Source organism: Rhodospirillum sp. A1_3_36 (assembly GCF_047263945.1).
Taxonomy (GTDB): Bacteria; Pseudomonadota; Alphaproteobacteria; order Rhodospirillales; family Rhodospirillaceae; genus Rhodospirillum.
On the sequence record NZ_JBLAVB010000003.1, the window covers coordinates 43,570 to 63,508 of the forward strand.

Sequence of the window (19,939 nt, forward strand, 5' to 3'; positions counted from 1 at the left end):
TGGGTTACTGGGATTGAGGGACACCTTCCTCTTTTGGTTCAGGTGCAGATTCCGTCGCGGTCTCCGTTGCGGCCAATGGGACAGGGCTCGCCGCATCGGGCTCGGTTGTCGCCACCGGACCTGGATCTGCCGCCTGCTCCGCAGGGCGCCAGGCGCTGGCGATCTCCGCTGGGGGCAGGACATCCTCCCCATCCACGTAGCTCCAATCGACCATCACCCCCTTGCCATCCCGCAGGGCCGTGCGGCCGACCCAGGCGCCCATCGTGGATTGGTGGTCCGAGGGGCGGAAGCGGATCTCTCCTATGGGGGAACCGAAGGTCATGCCTGACAGGGTGTTGACCAGTTGCTCCGGTTCGGTCCCGCCTGACTGGACGAAGGCCACGGCCAGGGCCGTCATGGCGCTATAGCCCAACAGGGATCCCATGGCTGGATCTTCGTTCCACATTGCCCGATAGGCCTTGACGAAGGATATGTGGGGGTGGGTGGTGATGTCCTCCCAGGGGTAACCGGTGACGATCCAGTTTTCTGCCCCGTTTTCTGGCCCATTCCCCTGTGTTTGGTCCATTAAGGGGATTAGGTTCTCGGGCTCGCCGGTGAGCATGCCGACCACGGTTCGATCCCTGAACAGTCCCCTTGGGGAGCCTTCCTGCACGAAACGCGTCAAATCCGTGCCAAAGAGGGCGTTGAAAATCCCCGCAGGTTGGGCATCCTCCAGGGCTTGGACGGTCGCACTCGCGTCCAAGCCGAATAGGGGCGACCATTGCTCGTCGACGAACGTCACGTCGCGCTTCAGGGCTGTCAACCGCTGCTTGAAGCGGGCGACGGCGGATTGGCCGTATTCGGAGTTCGGGGCGATGGTCGCCCAACGGGTGACGGGCAGCTTGGCCGCTTCCCGCGCCAGGATGGAGGCCTGGACATAGGTGTTCGGGCGCAGGTTATAGGTGTAGTGGTTGCCTTGTCTCCAGACGATCGCGTCTGTCAGGGGTTCTGCGGCGAGGAAGGGGATCTTGCGCTGGGCTGCGAAGTCCGAGACGGCCAGGCCCACCTCGGACAGGAAGGTCCCGGTCAGGGCGTGGACTCCGTTCTGGGTCACCAGGTCCTGGGCTGCCGCCACGGCACTGCCGGGCTCTCCGTCATCGTCCTTGCTGATCACTTGCAGTGGCCGTCCGCCAAGCAGTCCCCCCGCGCCGTTGATCTGTTCCACCGCCAGACGCCAACCATTGCGGTAGGGCAGGGTGAAGGCGGGGAGACGGCTGTAGCTGTTGATCTCGCCAATCAGAATCGGATCCCGACCCTGGGCGCGGGTCTTGCCTGCGAACGTTAGGCCCGTCACCAGGGCACCGGCGGATCCGGCGAGAAAGGCGCGGCGGCCCAAACGGGGTGACGAATACGGTTGAACAGTCATGCTACTCCCCTCTGCGCGGTGGCTGTGCTAGGGGGGTGGTATTATATTCTGTTGTCCCCCATTCTTACTGCAAAGTGCCGGTACCTTTCCGGTCCGGGAGGGCGCTGTCAAGGGATACCCGTAGGGGGAAGCCCTTGAGCCTTCATCCGAAATGAGGTCGCCCGTTTGGCGAGAAATGCTTAGTGTTGGGACGGGGACAGGAAACTGCTCGCCAGACTTGCGGCATATGAAGATGCAAGACCAGGGGTCGAACCGAAGGGGAGTGGGGCCAGACGGCCCAGGCTATGTTCTATCTTCACAAACATTTCTCCAAGGCGAGCGTCTTTGCTCTCTTCCTGGCAGCGATCCTGATCGGGGCGCTGTATTACGTCACCGTTGATGAAGGTCTGCGTGAAACCGCCAGGGTCGCCAATGCCATGTTGGCCCGGTCTATTATCAATCGCATAGAACCTGACGTTCAGGACATCGGGCGTACAGGTATCGACACTTCTTCTTCTTCCCTCTTGTCCGATCCCCGGATCCGTAGATTGGCTGGTGTATTTTCCAGCGCTACGCGGGACTTGCCAGTGCTGTCTTCCAGCTTGGTTACAGAAGATGGATGGGTGCTCTCGTCCTCGGATCAGGATTCAATCGGCCATCGGGTGACCGAAGGGGGACGCCAAGCGATCCTGGCTTGGGACGAAATGGGGCAGAGGACGGTTCTGGGATACAGATTTGATGAGGACCGTAAGGGGGCAAGGATTCTGTTGACTACCGTTGCGCCTCTGGCTGTTGATTTGCCCGACGGGCGGAGTCTTTTATTTCTCATGACCGAGAACATGGAGGGGCTGTTTGCCGCCCAGAATCGGCGCAGAATCGTTGTCTTCAGCCTCGGGGGAGGGGTCTTCCTGGCCCTTTACCTGTTCCTCTTCAAGGTCGTCCGACAAGGGGAACGGATCTTGACCGCCCAAAGAGAGGAAATTGAAGGTCAAGTCATTCTGAGGACGCGGGAATTAAGGGAAAGCCGGGAACGGATGGCCGACGTGGCGGAGGCATCCTCCGATTGGTTTTGGGAAACCGGTCCGGATCACCGTTACACATGGTTCTCCCTGAGGGGGTTGGATCGGGGCCAGGGGCTTGATATCGAAGCACTTAAGAAATTGAGTCGGCAGGACTTGATCGATTGTGAGAGGACGGACCCGGAGGCCCTTGCTGCCCATTTGGAGGATTTGGCCACCCACCGTCCTTTTCGGGACTTTACTTACTGGGGGCGGCAACCCCGGATCGTCGGCGACGGAATGGAGGGCGGAGAGAAGCGCCTCGTCCGGGTGAGCGGAAAGCCCCGCTTCGATGCGGCGGGGCGGTTTCTTGGGTACCGTGGGTTGGCAGAGGACATTACCGATCAAAAGGAGGTTGAAGAGAGAGCGCATCGCGCCGAACGCCGCCTGGCGGAGGCCATCGATGGCATTCCTGATGGGGTTGCCCTGTGGGATCGGGAAGACCGTTTGGTCCTATGGAACAATGCCTATGAAACGCATTTCCCTCGGTTGGCGCCTCACCTGAAGCCGGGACTTCCCTTTGATGCGGCGGTCCGGCTGAACTTGGGGTCGGGCGATGCCCTGGTGACCGAGGATGAGGGACCGGGGATTAAGGTTGAAACGGGTGAGCGGGGCATTCAAACGCGCATCCGTCGACACCGGGAAGCCAGCGGTGTCATGGAAGTTAGGGAAGGGTCAGGGCGTTGGGTTCGAATCACGGAAAGTCGGGTGACCGATGGGCAAATTCTGTCGATCTTTTCCGATGTGACTCGTCGTAAAGTCTCAGAAACCGAATTGGAGGCAAGCGAAACCTGCCTCCGGATCTTCCTGGGGATCACGTCGGACACCTCGTCCTCCCTGGAGGAGCGGTTTAAGCGTATTTTAGAGTTGGGAGCCCAGCGCTTCGATCTGGAAAACGGCTTTGTCATAGAAAGGGGAGGGGCCGATTTCCGCTTCGTCCAGGGAATTGGCCCTCTGGTTGATATCAGCCAGCGAACAAAGAAACCCGGAGAAAGCCTGTCCGGGATTTGCTTGACCACAAAAGAGCCGGTCATTTACCGAGATACGGATGCGCCAGAGGCCTATCGGACTCTGCCGAGCGTGCAGGTCATGGGGCTGCGGTCCTATATTGGAATCGGATTATGTCCCCGGACATCCATTACCGGAGTCCTCGCCTTTTTCTCGACCCGATCCCGGCCCGCCCCCTTTACTCCGGGGGACATTCAGATGCTGGAACTGATGGCCCAATGGGTGGGGAGCGAACTGTTTCGGCGGGACTCTGAAGGGGTCATTCGGTCCGCCATGGAACAGGCGGAGCTGGCGAACCGGGCCAAGAGCGAATTTTTGGCCAATATGAGTCACGAACTGCGCACGCCCCTGAATGCGATTATCGGCTTTTCCGAGGTCATGGGCGACGAGGTGTTCGGTGCCCTGGGCAGCGAGCGCTACAAGGAATACGTTCGGGCGATTCACGACAGCGGCTACCATCTTCTGCACATTATCAATGACATCCTGGATGTGTCCAAAATCGAGGCGGGCCACATGGTCCTGTCCGAGGAGCCCCTGGCCCTGGTCCCTTTGATCGAGGCGACCCTGCGCTTGATTGCGGAGCGGGCGCAGGACGGTGGCGTGCGGCTGGAACGGGATCTGGCCGACCCCTCCCCCAGGGCGCATGTCGACGGTCGTCGCATGAAGCAAGTTCTGATCAATGTCCTGTCCAACGCCGTCAAATTCACGCCACAAGGGGGAGCCGTCCGGGTCTCCATGCAGACACCCGCGCCGGGGCAGGATCTGGAAATTGCCGTGTCCGATACGGGTATGGGCATGAAGGAGGAGGAGATCCTGGTCGCCTTGTCTCCCTTCGGGCAGATCGACAGTGGCCTGTCCCGGCGGCACGAGGGGACGGGTCTGGGGCTCCCGCTGGCCAAGTCCCTGATGGATATGCACGGGGGATCCCTGACCCTGCAGAGTGTTCCGGGTCAGGGCACCGTCGTTACCCTGACCTTGCCCCAGTCGCGCCTATTGGAGAGCCCGGAACGCACGTCCGATGGCACAGGTGCTTGACCAGAGCATAATCGACCAAATCTAATAGGGAGGGGAGAGGTCCCGGTCCGGGTGCCAATCCCCCTTTATATTCCCGGGAGAACAGACCATGGCCGACGGCATTACCACCGATGAGTTGTTTTTTGAACGCGGTGGACTGGACAAGGAAGAAACCCAGCGCATGGTCGACCATGCCTTGGAAGGCGCGGACGACGGTGAATTGTTCCTGGAATACCGGCAAGGGGAGAGCTTTTCCCTGGATGACGGGCGGATCCGGTCGGCCAGCTTCGATGCCAGCCAGGGCTTCGGTTTGCGTGCGGTCAGTGGCGAGGCCGTTGGTTTCGCCCATTCCACGACCCTTGACCAGGGGGCTCTGAAGCGGGCGGCAGAGACGGTGCGGGCCGTGCGCACGGGGGCTTCGGGCACCATGGCGGAAAGCCCTCGGGCCACCAACCTGTCCCTGTACACGCCGGACAATCCCCTGGATCTGGTGCCTTTCGATGCCAAGGTCGACATGCTCGCCAAGATCGATGCCTTCGCCCGATCCCGGGACTCCAAGGTGGTGCAGGTCATGGCCTCCCTGTCCGGATCCTGGCAAGCCGTGCGTATTCTGCGCGCCGGGGGCATGGACGCCGGGGATATTCGCCCGCTGGTTCGGTTGAATGTGTCCGTGGTGGTTCAGGATGCCAATGGGCGCCGGGAAACGGGCGGTCACGGCATGGGCGGGCGCGTTGGCTATGATGGCCTGTTGGAGGAAGCGACCTGGAAGGGCGCCGTCGACGAGGCCCTGCGACAGGCCCTGGTGGCCCTGGACTCCTCGGACTCTCCGGCCGGAGAGATGCCCGTTGTCCTTGGACCCGGTTGGCCCGGCATCCTGCTGCACGAGGCCATTGGCCATGGCCTGGAAGGGGATATCAACCGCAAGGGAACCTCGGCCTTCTCCAATGGCATAGGCAGGCGGGTGGCGGCCAAGGGCGTGACCATCGTGGACGACGGCACCCTGCAGGATCGGCGCGGATCCCTCTCCATCGATGACGAGGGGACACCCTCCCAGCGCAATGTGATCATCGAAGACGGGATTCTGACCGGCTACCTCCAGGACCGGCTGAACGCCCGCCTCATGGGCGTGGCCCCCACGGGCAACGGGCGACGTCAATCCCATGCCCACCATCCGATTCCCCGTATGACCAATACCTTCATGTTGGCCGGAGAGCACGACCCGGCGGAGATCATCGCCTCGGTCAAGCGGGGGCTCTACGCGGTGAACTTCGGCGGCGGTCAGGTGGATACGACCTCTGGGAAATTCGTGTTCAGCACGACCGAGGCCTATCTGATCGAGGACGGCAAAATCGGTGCTCCGGTCAAGGGCGCGACCTTGATTGGCAACGGGCCGGATGTGTTGACCCGGGTCTCCATGGTCGGCAATGACTTGGCCCTGGATCCCGGCGTCGGCACCTGTGGCAAGGAGGGCCAGGGCGTTCCCGTGGGTGTCGGCCAGCCGACCCTGAAGGTGGACGGCCTGACCGTCGGCGGGACGGCCGTGGCGGCCTGATCACCCCCCACGACGGCTCCTATGTCCGCCTTCTTCAACGAAAAGGAGAAGGCGGGCGCTCCCCGGGATAGCCCCCGCATGGAAGACAGGCCCCGGCAGCGGTGCGGTGGTCCGGCGAAAAGCCATGGACGCCATGATTGCGGAATGATAGGTATAAAGTATAACTATTATATCCGGGAGGGTTTCGCGAATGGTTGATTTCTCGGCGGTGCGCGCCATCGACTTTCACACGCATGCGGAAGAGCCCTGCGGGTGTCACGCCGACGATGGCTATGACGACCTGCAGAGCGCCATGGCGTCCTATTTTGGTGCGCCCTGGACGCACCCGCCCACCATTCCGGAGACGGCGGCCCACTACCGGAAAATGAACATTGCTGCGGTGATCTTCCCCGTGGATGCGGAGCGGGAGACCGGCTATCGGCGGTACAAGAACGAGGAGATGGCCGAGCTCTGCGCCGAGCATGCGGACATCCTGATCCCCTTTGCCTCGATCGATCCCCACAAGGGCAAGATGGGGGCCCGGGAGGCCCGGACCCTGGTGGAAAAATACGGGGTCCAGGGATTCAAGTTTCACCCGACCATGCAGGGTTTCTATCCGAACGACCGCTTGGCCTATCCGCTGTATGAAGCCATCGCCGAGACGGGCAAGCCCGCGCTGTTTCATACGGGACAGACGGGCGTGGGCTCGGGGATGCCCGGCGGCAATGGCATGCGGTTGAAGTACTCCAATCCCATGTATATCGATGATGTGGCCGTGGATTTTCCGGAGATGCCGATCATCCTCGCCCATCCCTCCTTCCCCTGGCAGGAGGAGGCGTTGTCCGTTGCGACCCACAAACCCAACGTCTACATTGATCTGTCGGGCTGGTCGCCCAAGTATTTTCCGGAGATTTTGGTGCGGTACGCCAATACAATGCTGCGGAAAAAGATGCTTTTTGGCTCGGATTGGCCGATGATCGCGCCGGAGAAATGGCTCGATGCCTTCGACAAGGCGCCCTTCAAGGACGAAGTCCGGCCTTTGATCCTCAAGGAAAACGCCCTGCGTCTTCTGGGGCATGGTTGAATGGGGCTGTCGTCTGCTCTCGGAAGACTCCGGGGCGTGGGGTGTCCTGGACCCAAATCCGGGAGTAGCCCTTCCAAGACCGGAAGGGGCTCCCCTCAATCAATGGACATGACCCCATGCGCCTTTGGGCGATCAGTGATATTCATGTGGGCCATCCCGAAAACCGGGATCTGATTCAGGCCATCCCCAACCACGGACCGGATTGGTTGATCCTGGGAGGCGATCTGGGGGAGACCCTGGATCATTTGGACTTTGTCCTGGATACCTTGGGTCCACAGTTCGCCAAACTGCTGTGGATCCCGGGAAACCACGATTTGTGGAGCCGTCCGGGGGATCCCCAGGGGGAGGACAAGTACCACCAATTGGTGGAGGCCTGCCGCCTTCGCGGGGTATTGACGCCCGAGGATCCCTACCCCCTGTGGCCAGGACCGCTTCCGCCGGGTCTGGAGCCCGGAACGTCCCTTTATCTGGCGCCGCTGTTCCTTCTTTACGACTATGGATTCCGCCCGGCAGAGGTTTCGCTGGAGGGGGTGCTGGATTGGACGATGGAAGAGCATATCCTCTGTGCCGACGAGCGCCTGCTGCACCCCCATCCCCATCTGAGCCGGGTGGACTGGTGCCATGCCCGGGTTGCGGAGACCGAGGTGCGTTTATCGGCCCTGCCAGCCGAGGCACGAACGGTGCTGATCAACCACTGGCCCATGCGCCAGGATCTGCTGTTCATCCGCCGCGTTCCCCGCTTCTCTCCCTGGTGTGGCACGCCGCTGACGGAGGATTGGCACCGACGCTTCCGGGCCGTGGCGGTGGTCACAGGACATCAGCATGTCCCGCGCACGGACTGGCGGGATGGCACCCGGTTCGAGGAGGTTTCCTTGGGCTATCCCCGGGAATGGCGGCGCTGGCTGGGGGAATCGCCCCCAACTCCTCCTTTGCGGGAGATCCTGCCGGGTCCTGCTGTCTGATCCTCCATCAAAGCGAGCCCGTTTCCGCCAAAAGGGCATCGACGCCGACAAAGGCCCGGTGCTCCATTCGAACCTGCTCCGGATCCGGCGCGCGCAGGGCCAGGGCCAGGGTGTGGCTCTCTCCCTGTTCCCAATGGTCCAGCCGCCAGTGCCCCCGTTCGCCAAAGGGGGCATCGGCCTCCACCAAACGGGCGGGATCAGCGGCCACGTGGAAGGTCTCCAACCCCTGCTGGATTCCCGTCCCCAGGGCTTTTACCACGGCCTCCTTGAGGGTCCAAAGGGTCATGAAAGCCCCCAAGACGGCGTCCTCAGGAAGGCGACGCAACCACTGGGCCTCCATCGGGTGAAAGAACCTGTCGGCAAGGTTCTGGGCGTCCAGGGGGCGGTGGGTGCCCTCCACGTCCACACCCACGGCCAGACCGGGAGCGGGGAGGGCATCCAGGCGGGCACAGGCCGACAGGCCTCGCGTGTGGCTGATGCTGAAGGGCCGGGCCGAGGCCTGGGATCGAAGCGGATCGACTTCCGGTTTGCCATGGGGACCCGGCAGGAACCGCCAGCCCGCAGGCGTGGTGCAAGGCCCCAGGCTGTCCGGACTGGCGCTTAGGGACAACCGACAAAGCCCATGGGCTGCGGCATAGGACCAGCGATCCCTGGCGTCGCGAAAGCGTTCCCACCTTGCCCGTTCCTCGGAATCCAGAAGGGGAAGCAGGCGGCGCTGATCGTCTTCCGGATCCGGTCCAGGGGTCAGGGTCCAAAGGACGAGAGGTATGGGCTGATTGCGGGGCATGGCAGACCTAGAGCATTCCGAGACCAAGTTGGGCCGCTTCGCGACCACGGGACACGACAGTGTCTTATACCAAGCGGCGCGGGTTGAAACCCGCGCCGCTTTTCTTGCGTTCAAACGCCAGGCGGGCTTTTACGCGCCATAAGGCGCGGCGGCCACTTGGCCGCTTCCCAGGTGCGCTGAGTCAAATTCACCGCACCTGGCTATTATGCATTTTGGGCGATTGCCCAAGCCCATTTGGGGGCCAATGCCCCCAAACCCCCATTTTTTTTGGTCTGGGGTCTGGGGCCTTTCGGCCCCAGTGGGGGACGGGGCAAAGCCCCGTAGAGGCCGCTTTTTCACTGAATCTGAGAAATGTCGCATCTTCGATCATCGGTGCTTTGGGAGAGGCCGTTTTGTTTGAGAAAGGTGACGAGAGTGTCCACGGTTTGGGCCGCATTCAATTTAGACGCTTGATCCTTATCGACCTGAATTAAGGTGTTTATTCCGATTGCCCGGCCACAGGAATCCAAGAGTGGGCCTCCGCTATACCCCTTTAGGACGTCGGCCGTATGGATGATTTGGGTCATGGGTCCCACGGACCGGATCGAGCGGATTTCACCTCTGTTCATGTTCAAATCCGGCGCCGAGGACAGGTCTCCTTGCAGGAGGGAGCGAAACCCACCGTCCTGGAGCAAGGACATGCCGGGAAATCCTGCGGCAATGACCGGTGAAAGCTTGGTCTTTTCCCCGGCCAGGGGCAGAACGGCGGGGGCCTTTGCCCCCTCGATGCGGAGTACCGCGAAGTCGGGCTTCCCAGGCGTGATTTGCGCGCTACGTGCCAGCAGCGTGACGTGCGCCAAGCTGCCCAATGCCGCGCTTGTGACGAAAAGAGTCGATGGATCGCCGGGCTCGATCACGTGGCGATTGGTCACGATAAGGCTGTCCGAGATAAAAAATCCCGTGCCGGTCGACAGGCCTTCCTGCCCTTTCGGCGGAATCGCCAGCACAAGAACCGTGCCCTTTTCCAGGCGGTCCCGGAGGGCGCCGATTCTGTAGGGTTGGGCTTTGCTCCCTGCCCCCTGTCCTTCCTTGGACGGGATATGCTGGCTTTCCTCCGCTTGTGGGACGGGGGAGGCGGGATCGAGGTTGGTTCCCGGGGCTGGTGGGGGTGGGGAGGTCGAATTCCGAATGCGGCTCATGGGTGGGTCGATAAGGGCCCTCCACTGGTCCAGCTCTCCGGCCATGTCACGGTGCAAAAGGGCCAGTCGTCCTGCGTCCAGCTCTTTGGGGGCCTCGCACCGGGGGGCTTCGATGCGCGCAATGGATCGGCTCAACTGCTCGCGTCGGACAGCGATGACGTCTTTCAGGCGCGTCACTCTCGCCGTGTCTTTATCCTCGGTGGCGATTGGTGCCTCCAGGACCTTCTCGATGACGGGGGCTGTCCGAAGCATCAGGTAGGCAAATAAACCAAGACATAGGGCGGCCAGCAGGCCCGCAGCGATCCACCATGGTCTGCTGGCTGGCCGTTGGCCCCGTTCCGCGTCGCCGTCTCCTGCTGGGGTGGAGACAGGGTCGCGGCTCTGTTCGGACACGGGCATCTTTGGTCCCCCTCGGGATGGCTGTGCTCGGTGCGGAGTCCTTCCGCGCCACCTCAGCATCTGCAGTGGTTGGGTGGTGGCTGACAGCTTAGGAAAATAACATTGATTGAGTAAACGGCCCTTGTGATACTAAGCATTCTTAGGCCATACCTACAGGCAAATCGAGAGTGTGAGGGGGCGCGTGTACTAAAAATGGTGACTCCGACCATCGCGCATCGCTTGGAGGGGGAGTGGCAGGTTCTGTCCATCCAAGGACAGCCAATTCTTCCGAGCCATGATCGGTTGATCGCCCTGTTGCGTGTCCATATTGGGCAAGACACCGCCCGACTTCTTGCCAAACCTATTCTGGACGACGGGGGGCAACCCATCGCGTGGGCATCGCCGCGGTCCGGATCCCTGCAGCCCGTTCCCGATGGCCCATCCGATCTCCGAACCCTGTTCGAACGGCGTCGGAAAGAGATTCTGGAGCTTGCTGACCGCCTCGCCCAACAGGGTGAGGCAGGACAGGAGGTTGCCCGGTCCCTGCGCGCGGCTCTGATCACACCCACCGGGGTCAATGGTCTGTTCGCCGATGGGGGGGAGCCGGTCCTGGTCTATTGGGGCCTGATCCGGCCCGGTCAAGCTGTTGACTTGGGCCTGGAGGCACAGGCGTTTCCCAGTGCGGCGGCTGTCGGGGAGGGCCTCGGCAAGACCGGGGCCGAAGCGTCGGCGCCCGCCGGTCCGATCCAAGCCGCCTCTCCGGCCAATGGCCCCGGAGCCTCCCAGGGGAATGGCCGGGATGCGGAGGAGAGGGGCGACCGGAAAGCCGAAGGCAAGCTGGGCGAAGGCAAGGCGGGGGGCGTTGGCCGACGATTTGCTTGGTTTCCTGCCCTTTTGACCCTGTTGCTGTTGGGGGTCGCCCTTTGGCTGGTCCTTCGGGTTCTGACCCCGTTGGAGCCAGTGATTGTGGAGATCCAAAGGGAAGTCCCCGCCGATGCCCCCGGTGACGCGCAGGGCAGCGATGCAACCATGTCGGCATTGGAAGCGGAATTGGCGCGTCTCGACCAGTCCATAGCCGGGGCCCGTCTCGCGGAGAACAAGGCGCAGACGGCTTGTCTTGTGCCCCAAAGGGACGCTGAGCCCCTGCCTGAGCCGAGCCCCGGCGAAGTGGTGCCCCCCAAGGCAAATCCTGTTCCTCCGGTTCAAGGCGCTGAGGTGCCAAAAGTGGATCCTCCCCCGCAGGATGAGCCTCCTGTGGGGCCTGCGGCCCCCGCGCCGCCGCCCGAGAAGCCTGAGGGGCCGAAGACCATCGTTCAAGCGCCCAAAGCCTCCGCGCCCTCCTCTCCCGCCCCGACACCCTCGCCCCCCCCAAACCCCTCCGCCTCGGCCTGCCAGCCGAGCTGGAGTCCGGGACGGGAGCCGAGGATGGTTTTTGTTGTCGACGGGTCCGGGAGCATGCGTGAGGGGATCTCTGGTGCGCCGTCACGTCTGGATGCCGCGAAACGGTCCATTCGGGAAACGGTCGATTCCCTTCATCCGGATATCAAGGCCGGTCTCGTGTCTTTCAGCGACTGCAATGATACCAAAAACAGCGAATTTTACGCCTATTCCCAACGTCCGACCCTGATGTCGAAGATTGATGGGATGCAGCCGGGACGGTCCACCTCCCTTGCGGCCTCTATCCGTCGGGGGGGACTCCTGGCCACGCGGCGGTCAGAGACGGTGATCATGGTGGTGAGCGATGGCGAGGACACCTGCGGCGGCGATCCCTGCGCGGCCGCCCGCCAGGTTAAGGCGGAAAAACCCAAGGCGATTATCCATGTCATCGATCTCAGTGGAGGCGGTGATGGAGGGGTTGCACGCTGCATCGCCTCTGCTGGAGGGGGCCGGGTCTTCAAGCCGAACACGGCGGCTCAGGTTACCCAGCAACTGAGAAGCGCCACGGGGCAGCCCGACACGCGCGGATGCCGATAATCGAACGGAACCCGATGAGATGAAACAAGGTGGCATCATCCTGGAGGCCGATTCTGGCCGGTATCGTGCTCTGGGTGTGTTCGGGCAACCGGTCCACCGGTCCCATATCCAGATCCAGGCGGCCCTGAGCCAAAGGCTAGGGGCCAAATATGCCAATTTTTTCGCCCGTCCCCAGTGGGAGGAGGGGGGATCCCAGATCCGATGGGTTGCGCCCGTTCCTGGAAAGGTCGTGGACTGGCGGGACCTGGATCCGTCCGAGCGCACATCGAAGGCCCTTGACCTGCAGATCATGCGGGGGGAAATCCACAATTATCTGGCCGATCTGAAGGCCGACGCGAGCCAAAGCAAGGGCAATGGCGGGGGAGCGGCCTTCGCCACCGTCCTGGAGCAATCTCTGCGAACGCCCAATGATGGGCACCTGCATTTCGTCGGTGACCAGCCCGTGATGACGTTCTGGGGGTTCACCGAACAAAGCGGTGCCTCCTTCGAGCCATTGTCCGTCGTCCCGAAGGAGGCCGCGCCCGCCACGGCGGCGGCTGCTGCTGCTGCGGAGCGGCAACCGATCCCGGAACCGGTTCCGGTCGAGAAAGCGTCGGGTCGCCCCTGGTGGCACTGGCTGCTTCTCCTGCTTGGGCTGTTGCTCTTGCTGTTGTTGGCTTGGCTTTGGTGGAATCGGGAGACGGGCGGATTGGGGCCGTCTCCATCGGAGATCTCCGTCCCTCCAGCAAGAGAATCGGTCATCGAGGAAGAGAAGCAGGATCGCCGGAGCCGATTGGACGAGGAGACGCGCCGCCGCTATCTGTCGGATATCTCCCGCTTGAGGGTGGACCAGGACGGACGGGTGATCGGGCCGGATGGACAGGTCATCGAAGGGGTGACCCCCGAGGACCTGGGATTGCTCGATGCGGAGGGGCCCGCCCGTTTGGCTGACCCGAACCAGGATGGCGACGGCAGCGATCCCGGAACTCCGGGGCTGGAAGAGGAGGCCAAACCGGACCCATCCCTGCCGGACGATTCCAAGGCCGAGAACACGCCGCCCGAGGCGGAAAATGCCGCTCCTCCAGGAGCGGAAGATTCTGCCGACGGTCCCCAGGGTCAGGAAACCCCTCCCCCCACCCCCCCGTCCGATGGGGCCGGAGAAGCTCCGCAGGACTCTCTGAACATTCCCGATGGTCCGGCCGATGGTTCTGCGGAAAGCGCACCGGGTATCGGATTCATGTCTGGCAAATGGCGGAGTGACGCTGGTTTGACCGATGAGAACGGCATGCCTCTGGATCAGACCTATGAGTTCGATGACCAGGGGAAGGGGCGCTCGGTGGTGCGTCGGGCCGATGGTGTGACCTGTTCCGCTCCCGCAGAAGCGAAAATGGAAGGGGGCGCGCTGCAGGTTCGAGAGAGCGAGAACCTCAAGTGTTCCGACGGGAATGTCTTTGAGCGCTCCGAAACGATCTGCGAGAAAGGAGCCGACGGCAAAACCCAGTGCCGCGGGTCCTATGGTGGCGGCGAGGGGTACGACGTGAAAATCAAACGGGCTAATCCGTAAAAGAACACAGTCCATGACATTACACTTTAGGGAACCGAAGATGTCCTTGGCCCCACTCCTCAAATATCCTCCGGTGGTCTGGCTGTCGCCGCGAAGTGGCATCCAATTCCTTGACCTGGGTTTCCGCGTCGCAGGCAATCGGGAAGTCAATACGCAATGGAGTTTCTTCGATACGCCCGAAATGCCGACGCCAAGGATTGTTGGACGGGGCGGGGAGGAACCGTCTGGGCGCGTGTCCTATGACGTGGATTGGCGCAAGGTAACGGAGACCTTCGGACGGGTTTGGATTCCGGTTCCCTTTCTCCGGCGGGAGCAGGCAGGGGGTCACAAGGACGGCCCCGTCAATTGGGCCCGAGCACAGGTCGTGCCCCTGTCCGAACCCGATGAGCAGGGCAACGATTACCGCTTGGTTCTGGCATTCGATACCAACATCGCTGAAAAACACGCCGACATGGCCTATCTGGCGCCCACCGAGGAGGACACCCGTCTGGGGGCTCAATTCGGATTGGCGGGGGATGAGCCAACCCTCAGTTGGTTTGCAGGCAGGGATTGGATCCAAAAGTGGTGTCGCAAGGCCTATACCGAAATGATCCTGGCCGAAGAACGGCGGCGGAGTAAGGCCGAACCGGTGATTGACGAGGCCATGATTAAGGAACGCCTGGAGGGCCCCCGGGAGGATGTGGCGCGCTTCCTCGCCCTTCTTGATTTCCTGGCCTCCCTGAAGATCACGCCCAATCTGGGATTGATTGACCGCTCCAGTTTTCCCCGGTCTGCGCCCATTGATGTCGATTTGGTGCTTGATCTGGGGAATTCGAGAACCTGTGGATTGCTCATCGAGACGCATCCCGACGAAACCAGCGCTGACCTGGCCCAGGCCGTTCGGCTGACCCTGCGCGACCTGGGGTTCCCCGAACGCCAATACGGCGACCCGTTCGATAGCCGCCTGGAATTCAATCGGGCCTCCGTCGGGTGGGATGACATCTCCTTCCTGTCCGGGCGGGCCGATGCATTTTCCTGGCCGACGGTTGCGCGGGTGGGGGTCGAGGCTCAACGCCTTGCGGCGATGCGGCGCGGGTCCGAGGGCGCGACGGGCATGTCCAGTCCCAAACGCTATCTTTGGGATGATGTCCAACGGCGGGACGGATGGCGCTTCAATGCGCCTGACTCGGTCGGGGCCAGCCCCTATGCCATGGGGGTGGAATTCACCACCCTGGTGAATGACGCGGGCGAGCCCTTGCACAAGGTGCCAGATGGCCTGCCGATCAATGATGATGCCCGCTTTCCGGCCATGCGCGCCCTCTATACCCGATCCCATTTGATGTCCTTCAGCCTGGCTGAAATTCTCCTCCAGGCCATGTGCATGATGAACTCCATCTCCCACCGTTTGAGGCGGGGGAACGCGGAATTGCCCCGGCGCTTGCGTCGGGTGATTTTGACGGCCCCCACGGGGATGCCCCAGTCCGAGCGGCAAATCCTTGCGGAACGGGCGCGGGCGGCACGGGATCTGATCTACATCTGCCTTGATTTGGCGGAGATCATTCCGGCCTCCCAGGCCGAAGGCAAGGAGCGCATCGCAGCGACGGAAGCGGATCATCCCCTGCCAGAGATGATCATCAAGTGGGATGAAGCCAGCGCCACACAGGCCGCCTATCTGTACAGTCAGGTAGCCATGGCCTTTTCGGGGGATGCCCTTGCCTGTTTCCGTCAATTGCGTTTGCCGGGGGGACAGACGGTTGATGGCGGGGCGCGGATTGCGACCCTGGATATTGGGGGTGGAACAACGGATCTGGTGATCACGGAATATACGGTGGACGGCCATGGCGCCAACGTCACCCTTTTTCCGCGACAGATCCTGACCGAAGGTGTGTCTCTGGCGGGGGACGATGTTGTCTTTCACCTGATTGTCGAACATGTCCTTGGCCCCATTCGTGCGGCCTTGCGGGAGCAGGGCTCGGAGGAGCGGGTCGATTCGCTGATGTCGCGCATGTTCGGCGGCAACCGTGGCGATATGGACGTGGAAGACCAATTGCGCCGCCAGCAGTTCGCCAGCCATATCGGTCTCCCGCTGGTCCTGCGCATGATCGCCGCCTACGAGGGTTGGGACCGATTGTCGGGAGAGGACCGGCGCGACCCCATGCGGATCTCTGAGGTTGTGGGGGAGCTGATCGACCAAACGTTGGTGGCGCGCTTGGATAAGGAGATCCGCCAGCAGGGATTTCCCGATTTCTCGATCCGCGACATTGCCTTTGAGGTCGACCTGAGGGAAATCGACCGGACGGCGCGGAGTGTGTTGACGGATACCCTGCGGGCATTTGCCGAGCTGGTTCGGCGGCAAGGCGCCGATGTCATGATCCTGTCCGGTCGGCCGTCCCGCATGCCTGCGGTGCGCGATATCCTGGTCGAAACCTGTGGCCTTCCCCCCCATCGGATCCAGGCCCTGCACGAATTTCGGGTCGGCCAATGGTATCCCTTCCGCGACCATGAGGCCCATATCGCCGATCCCAAGACCACCGCAGCCGTGGGCGCCATGATCTGTATGTTGGGCGAGGGACGACTGCGGAATTTCAACTTCCGGTCAGACAAGCTTCAAGCCCGGTCTACGGCGCGGTATTTTGGCAAGTTGGACAGCAACAATCGTCTGGCGGATCAGGATGTCTTCCTGGCGGATTTGGATTTCGACAATCCCGAATACGAGGTTCCCCAGCAGACCTTCGAATTCCGCACGCCGATGTCCCTGGGGATCCGGCAATTCGCCGTTGATTGGTGGCCGGGGACACGTTTGTACTCCATCGATTATGCCTCACCCGAGATCGCCGAGACCCTGAACAAGCGAACCCCTTTGAAGGTGGAATTGCAAAGGGCTCAGGGGCGCGGTGGAAAGGGCGTCATCGACGGCCTTAAAATCCGCCGGGTTGAGGATTGCGAAGGACGTGCCTTGGCCACCAATCAGGTTCGCATGTGGTTGCAGACCATCGATAATCATGAAGGTTACTGGCTTGATACCGGTGTTTTGCTCGAAGACTAGCAGTCTGTCGGAGACCATCCGAAAGCGCCCTCATTTCGTCACTCCCGCGAAGGCGCTAAGGTATGCACGTTTCTCAGTGCCGCTCCGAAGTTAAATAAAACGTTGTTTTACTTCGTCATCCCCGTGAAAACGGGGATCCAGGTTTTGAGATTTTGTTCCCATGGAACACCACATCTACTTCCTCACGTTCGCGGGGATGACGGAAAAAGTGTTTCCCGCCAGACTGCTAGAGTGATTTAGATTTTTGAATATTTGCCGGACAGACCAAATGCCACCACGACCGAGGGGATGAACCAAGACCATGGGTGAGAACGCAGAACGGACCTTGGGAACGGCCATCAAGGACCTGGATGATGGGGCACGGCAGGCGATGTTGTGGATTGATGCCCTGCGTGAGTCGGTGGTGTCGGTTTCCCAGCAGGCCGATAGCCTGATCGATGCGGCCAGACGGGCCCGTTTGGCCAGTCGACGCCTGTCCCGTGCCGGGGACCGGAACAATTGCGTGGGTGTCTTTGGTCCCAGTCAGGCGGGCAAATCCTATCTGGTTTCCGCCCTTGCCCGGCCCAAGGGGGGGCGGCTGACCATCAACCTGGGTGATGAAAAGAAGGATTTCCTTCGGGACATCAACCCTCCGGGAGATCGGGAATCCACGGGGTTGGTCACCCGCTTCACCATCCATAGGACCGAGGTCAATCCAAAGTTCCCCGTGGAGCTGCGGCTGTTGACGGAAACGGATTTGGTGAAGATCCTCGCCAACAGCTACTTCCAGGATTTCGATCCGAACAGCATGACCATTCCCCCGGTCGAGGAAGAGGACGTGCGCAAGGCCTTGCGGGAGGCTGCGGACCGTGCCAAGGGGCCCGCGCGCGCCTATTTAGATGACATCGCCTTGTTCGAATTGGGGGAGTACTTCCATCAGAACTTCAAGAAGCGCATCGGAGCTTTGGATCGGGCGGACTACTGGTCGGGTCTGATTCGCCATGGGGGAAAGCTGGACGTCGAGGATCGGGCGCGCTTGTTCTCCATCCTTTGGGGCAAGGTGGAGGCCTTCACCCAGATGTTCATCCATTTGGCCTCGGCTCTGGAATCCATTGGCAACCCCTTGGATGCCCATGCGTCGATGGCCGGTTTGATCCCCCGGGAATTGGGCTCTCCGCCCGAACCCAATTCCATCATCGATGTCGCCGTTCTCGGACGTCTGGGGTCGGAACGGGATGCCCAGGACCTGATTCCCCTCTTGCCGGTGGTCGATGGGGTTCCGGGCAAGGAAACGGCCCTGCCCAGGGCGACGCTCACAGCCCTTATCGCCGAAGTGCGGCTGGTGATTGAAACCAAACCCTGGCCCTTCTTCGATCATACGGATTTGCTTGATTTTCCGGGCGCGCGCTCTCGTCTGAAGCTCCTGCAAATGCCGCGGGAGCCCGAGGAGGAAGGCCGCCAGGCGCGGGAGCTCTTTCTGCGCGGCAAGATAGCCTACCTGTTCCAACGCTATACGGACGAGTTGGAACTGACCTCCATGCTTCTGTGCATGCCGCCCAGCGTCGCCGAAGTGAAGGACTTGGCGGGTATGGTGAAATCCTGGATCGCCGTAACCCATGGCGAAACTCCGGCGAAGCGAAAGGCCCTGCGCAATGCGCTGTTCCTTGTCCTGACCAAGCATGATCTGGAGTTCCTGGAAAAGGGGGGAGAGACGACGGAATCCCGCCTCGGGAAATGGGACCGGCGCATCCATGCATCCCTTCTGGAGCTTTATGGCAAGGTCGACTGGCCCGGGGACTGGGATGGAAAGCCGTTTAACAACACGGTGTTTCTACGTAATCCAGGGATGAAGCAGGTCCATTTGATGACCTATAGGGACGAAACCACGCTGGACGAAGCCGGTCCGCTGCAGAGCGCGGTTTTCGATGAATACCGGGCGGCATTCATGGCATCGGAAGACGTCGCGCGCCATTTCCGCGACCGGGAGGCCGTTTGGGCTGCGGCCATGGAGCCCAATGATGGGGGTGTCTCCTATCTCGTCGATCGCTTGGGGGAGGTTCTCGAGCCCGGCTTGAAAAGGCGGCAGGCCTCGGAACGTCTTGCCACCGTCGCCCAGGCCTTGGAGGCCCCTTTGCGGGGCTTCCATCACGCCGAGGGGGACGAGGCGCGACGCCAAAAGGACGAGGCCCTGGTGGATCTGCGCAAAACTCTGTTCGCCCAATCCCGGCAGAAAGATCACCGGGAGTTCGCCCACCTATTGGCGGGCATGATGGTTGATCCTGCGGAAATCCGGGGCCTGTTCATGACCGTGGCGGCGATGCGGGACGCGGATTTGACCGAGACCTTGGAGGATGACCCCCAGGAGGAGCCGGATCCCTTCGACGACGACCCCTGGGCGGAAGAGCCGGAGCCCAAGGCGGCTCCCGCCAAGGCCCCTGTCCGCCGCACCGACCGGCCGGATGTCTTCGCCAATCATGTCATCAACCACTGGGCCGGCCGGTTGCGTGGGTTGCAACGGGACACCACGGCCCTGTCCGTCATGGGGTTCACGCCGGAAGCCGTGGGACTTGTGGTCGGTGAATTGTTGGTGGGGGCCAATCGCCTGGACCTTCAACAGCGGATCGCCCAAGCCACGCGAACGGAAACAGCCGCAGTGGGGACCCGTTGGTCCACGGTGGCCGATCGGGTGACGGGCTTGGCGACGACCATGGTGAATGACTTCATTTCCTATTTGGACTACGGCTCTCTGCCACCGGACGCCCGGCCCGGGTTCCCCGAGCCTCCCAAGGACAGGACCCGTGCGGTGTTCACCAACGCGTCCATGCGCAACCCAGGTCCTGACCTGGGGGGGAGTCCTGAGGAAATGGAGAAGGCCTTTTTTATGGATTGGGGAGTCGCCCTGCGGAGTTTTGGAGGCGACAATGTGGGGCATGCGGCGGGGCGGGAAATATCTGATGACCGCAATAAAGAGTTGGGAGATATCCTCTCGATTGTTGATCTGTCCTGGTTGAGCGCTGCCGAGTAGCTGTCCGAA

At 61.8% G+C, this 19,939-nt stretch carries 11 protein-coding genes; 8 read left to right on the forward strand and 3 right to left on the reverse strand.

Annotated elements, in window-relative coordinates; all coding sequences use genetic code 11:
- Positions 1-4: 4 nt before the first annotated feature.
- A complete protein-coding gene (locus ACLIRY_RS07850; protein WP_413204826.1) occupies positions 5-1,405 on the reverse strand; it encodes an ABC transporter substrate-binding protein in 1,401 nt (466 codons plus the stop codon).
- A 284-nt stretch (positions 1,406-1,689) separates the two neighbouring features.
- Here ACLIRY_RS07850 and ACLIRY_RS07855 point away from each other — a divergent pair, with 284 nt between their 5' ends.
- The 4 genes from ACLIRY_RS07855 (at position 1,690) to ACLIRY_RS07870 (ending at position 8,041) form a co-directional block, all read left to right on the forward strand.
- Positions 1,690-4,485 (forward strand): ATP-binding protein, encoded by a 2,796-nt coding sequence (locus ACLIRY_RS07855; protein WP_413204827.1) that lies wholly within the window; start codon positions 1,690-1,692, stop codon positions 4,483-4,485.
- 88 nt (positions 4,486-4,573) lie between these two features.
- Positions 4,574-6,016 carry a metalloprotease TldD gene (gene tldD, locus ACLIRY_RS07860; RefSeq protein WP_413204828.1) on the forward strand — a complete coding sequence of 481 codons (1,443 nt, stop codon included), beginning with the start codon at positions 4,574-4,576 and terminating at the stop codon, positions 6,014-6,016.
- Positions 6,017-6,206: 190 nt separating this feature from the next.
- On the forward strand, positions 6,207-7,079 hold the full coding sequence (locus tag ACLIRY_RS07865; RefSeq protein ID WP_413204829.1) for an amidohydrolase family protein: 873 nt from the start codon (positions 6,207-6,209) through the stop codon (positions 7,077-7,079).
- Positions 7,080-7,195: 116 nt separating this feature from the next.
- On the forward strand, positions 7,196-8,041 hold the full coding sequence (locus ACLIRY_RS07870; RefSeq protein ID WP_413204830.1) for a metallophosphoesterase family protein: 846 nt from the start codon (positions 7,196-7,198) through the stop codon (positions 8,039-8,041).
- A gap of 7 nt (positions 8,042-8,048) precedes the next feature.
- Here ACLIRY_RS07870 and ACLIRY_RS07875 read toward each other — a convergent pair whose 3' ends face one another.
- The gene (locus tag ACLIRY_RS07875; RefSeq protein WP_413204831.1) at positions 8,049-8,828 is read right to left on the reverse strand and encodes a 4'-phosphopantetheinyl transferase family protein; all 780 of its coding nucleotides are present in this window, start codon (positions 8,826-8,828) and stop codon (positions 8,049-8,051) included.
- Positions 8,829-9,163: 335 nt separating this feature from the next.
- Positions 9,164-10,405 (reverse strand): S1 family peptidase, encoded by a 1,242-nt coding sequence (locus tag ACLIRY_RS07880; protein WP_413204832.1) that lies wholly within the window; start codon positions 10,403-10,405, stop codon positions 9,164-9,166.
- Positions 10,406-10,597: 192 nt separating this feature from the next.
- Here ACLIRY_RS07880 and ACLIRY_RS07885 point away from each other — a divergent pair, with 192 nt between their 5' ends.
- The 4 genes from ACLIRY_RS07885 (at position 10,598) to ACLIRY_RS07900 (ending at position 19,930) form a co-directional block, all read left to right on the forward strand.
- Complete coding sequence (locus ACLIRY_RS07885) at positions 10,598-12,358, forward strand: VWA domain-containing protein (RefSeq protein ID WP_413204833.1); 1,761 nt, start codon at positions 10,598-10,600, stop codon at positions 12,356-12,358.
- A 19-nt stretch (positions 12,359-12,377) separates the two neighbouring features.
- Positions 12,378-13,901 (forward strand): SrfA family protein, encoded by a 1,524-nt coding sequence (locus ACLIRY_RS07890; protein WP_413204834.1) that lies wholly within the window; start codon positions 12,378-12,380, stop codon positions 13,899-13,901.
- Positions 13,902-13,941: 40 nt separating this feature from the next.
- Positions 13,942-16,926: a virulence factor SrfB gene (locus ACLIRY_RS07895; RefSeq protein WP_413204835.1), complete on the forward strand. Its 2,985-nt coding sequence runs from the start codon at positions 13,942-13,944 to the stop codon at positions 16,924-16,926.
- A 301-nt stretch (positions 16,927-17,227) separates the two neighbouring features.
- On the forward strand, positions 17,228-19,930 hold the full coding sequence (locus ACLIRY_RS07900; protein WP_413204836.1) for a virulence factor SrfC family protein: 2,703 nt from the start codon (positions 17,228-17,230) through the stop codon (positions 19,928-19,930).
- Positions 19,931-19,939 lie beyond the last annotated feature (9 nt).

Coding starts and splice junctions, on each gene's coding strand:
- ACLIRY_RS07850 (WP_413204826.1), bottom strand. CDS start 1,405: ATGACTGTTCAACCGTATTCGTCACCCCGTTTGGGCCGCCGCGCCTTT.
- ACLIRY_RS07855 (WP_413204827.1), top strand. CDS start 1,690: ATGTTCTATCTTCACAAACATTTCTCCAAGGCGAGCGTCTTTGCTCTC.
- tldD (WP_413204828.1), top strand. CDS start 4,574: ATGGCCGACGGCATTACCACCGATGAGTTGTTTTTTGAACGCGGTGGA.
- ACLIRY_RS07865 (WP_413204829.1), top strand. CDS start 6,207: ATGGTTGATTTCTCGGCGGTGCGCGCCATCGACTTTCACACGCATGCG.
- ACLIRY_RS07870 (WP_413204830.1), top strand. CDS start 7,196: ATGCGCCTTTGGGCGATCAGTGATATTCATGTGGGCCATCCCGAAAAC.
- ACLIRY_RS07875 (WP_413204831.1), bottom strand. CDS start 8,828: ATGCCCCGCAATCAGCCCATACCTCTCGTCCTTTGGACCCTGACCCCT.
- ACLIRY_RS07880 (WP_413204832.1), bottom strand. CDS start 10,405: ATGCCCGTGTCCGAACAGAGCCGCGACCCTGTCTCCACCCCAGCAGGA.
- ACLIRY_RS07885 (WP_413204833.1), top strand. CDS start 10,598: ATGGTGACTCCGACCATCGCGCATCGCTTGGAGGGGGAGTGGCAGGTT.
- ACLIRY_RS07890 (WP_413204834.1), top strand. CDS start 12,378: ATGAAACAAGGTGGCATCATCCTGGAGGCCGATTCTGGCCGGTATCGT.
- ACLIRY_RS07895 (WP_413204835.1), top strand. CDS start 13,942: ATGTCCTTGGCCCCACTCCTCAAATATCCTCCGGTGGTCTGGCTGTCG.
- ACLIRY_RS07900 (WP_413204836.1), top strand. CDS start 17,228: ATGGGTGAGAACGCAGAACGGACCTTGGGAACGGCCATCAAGGACCTG.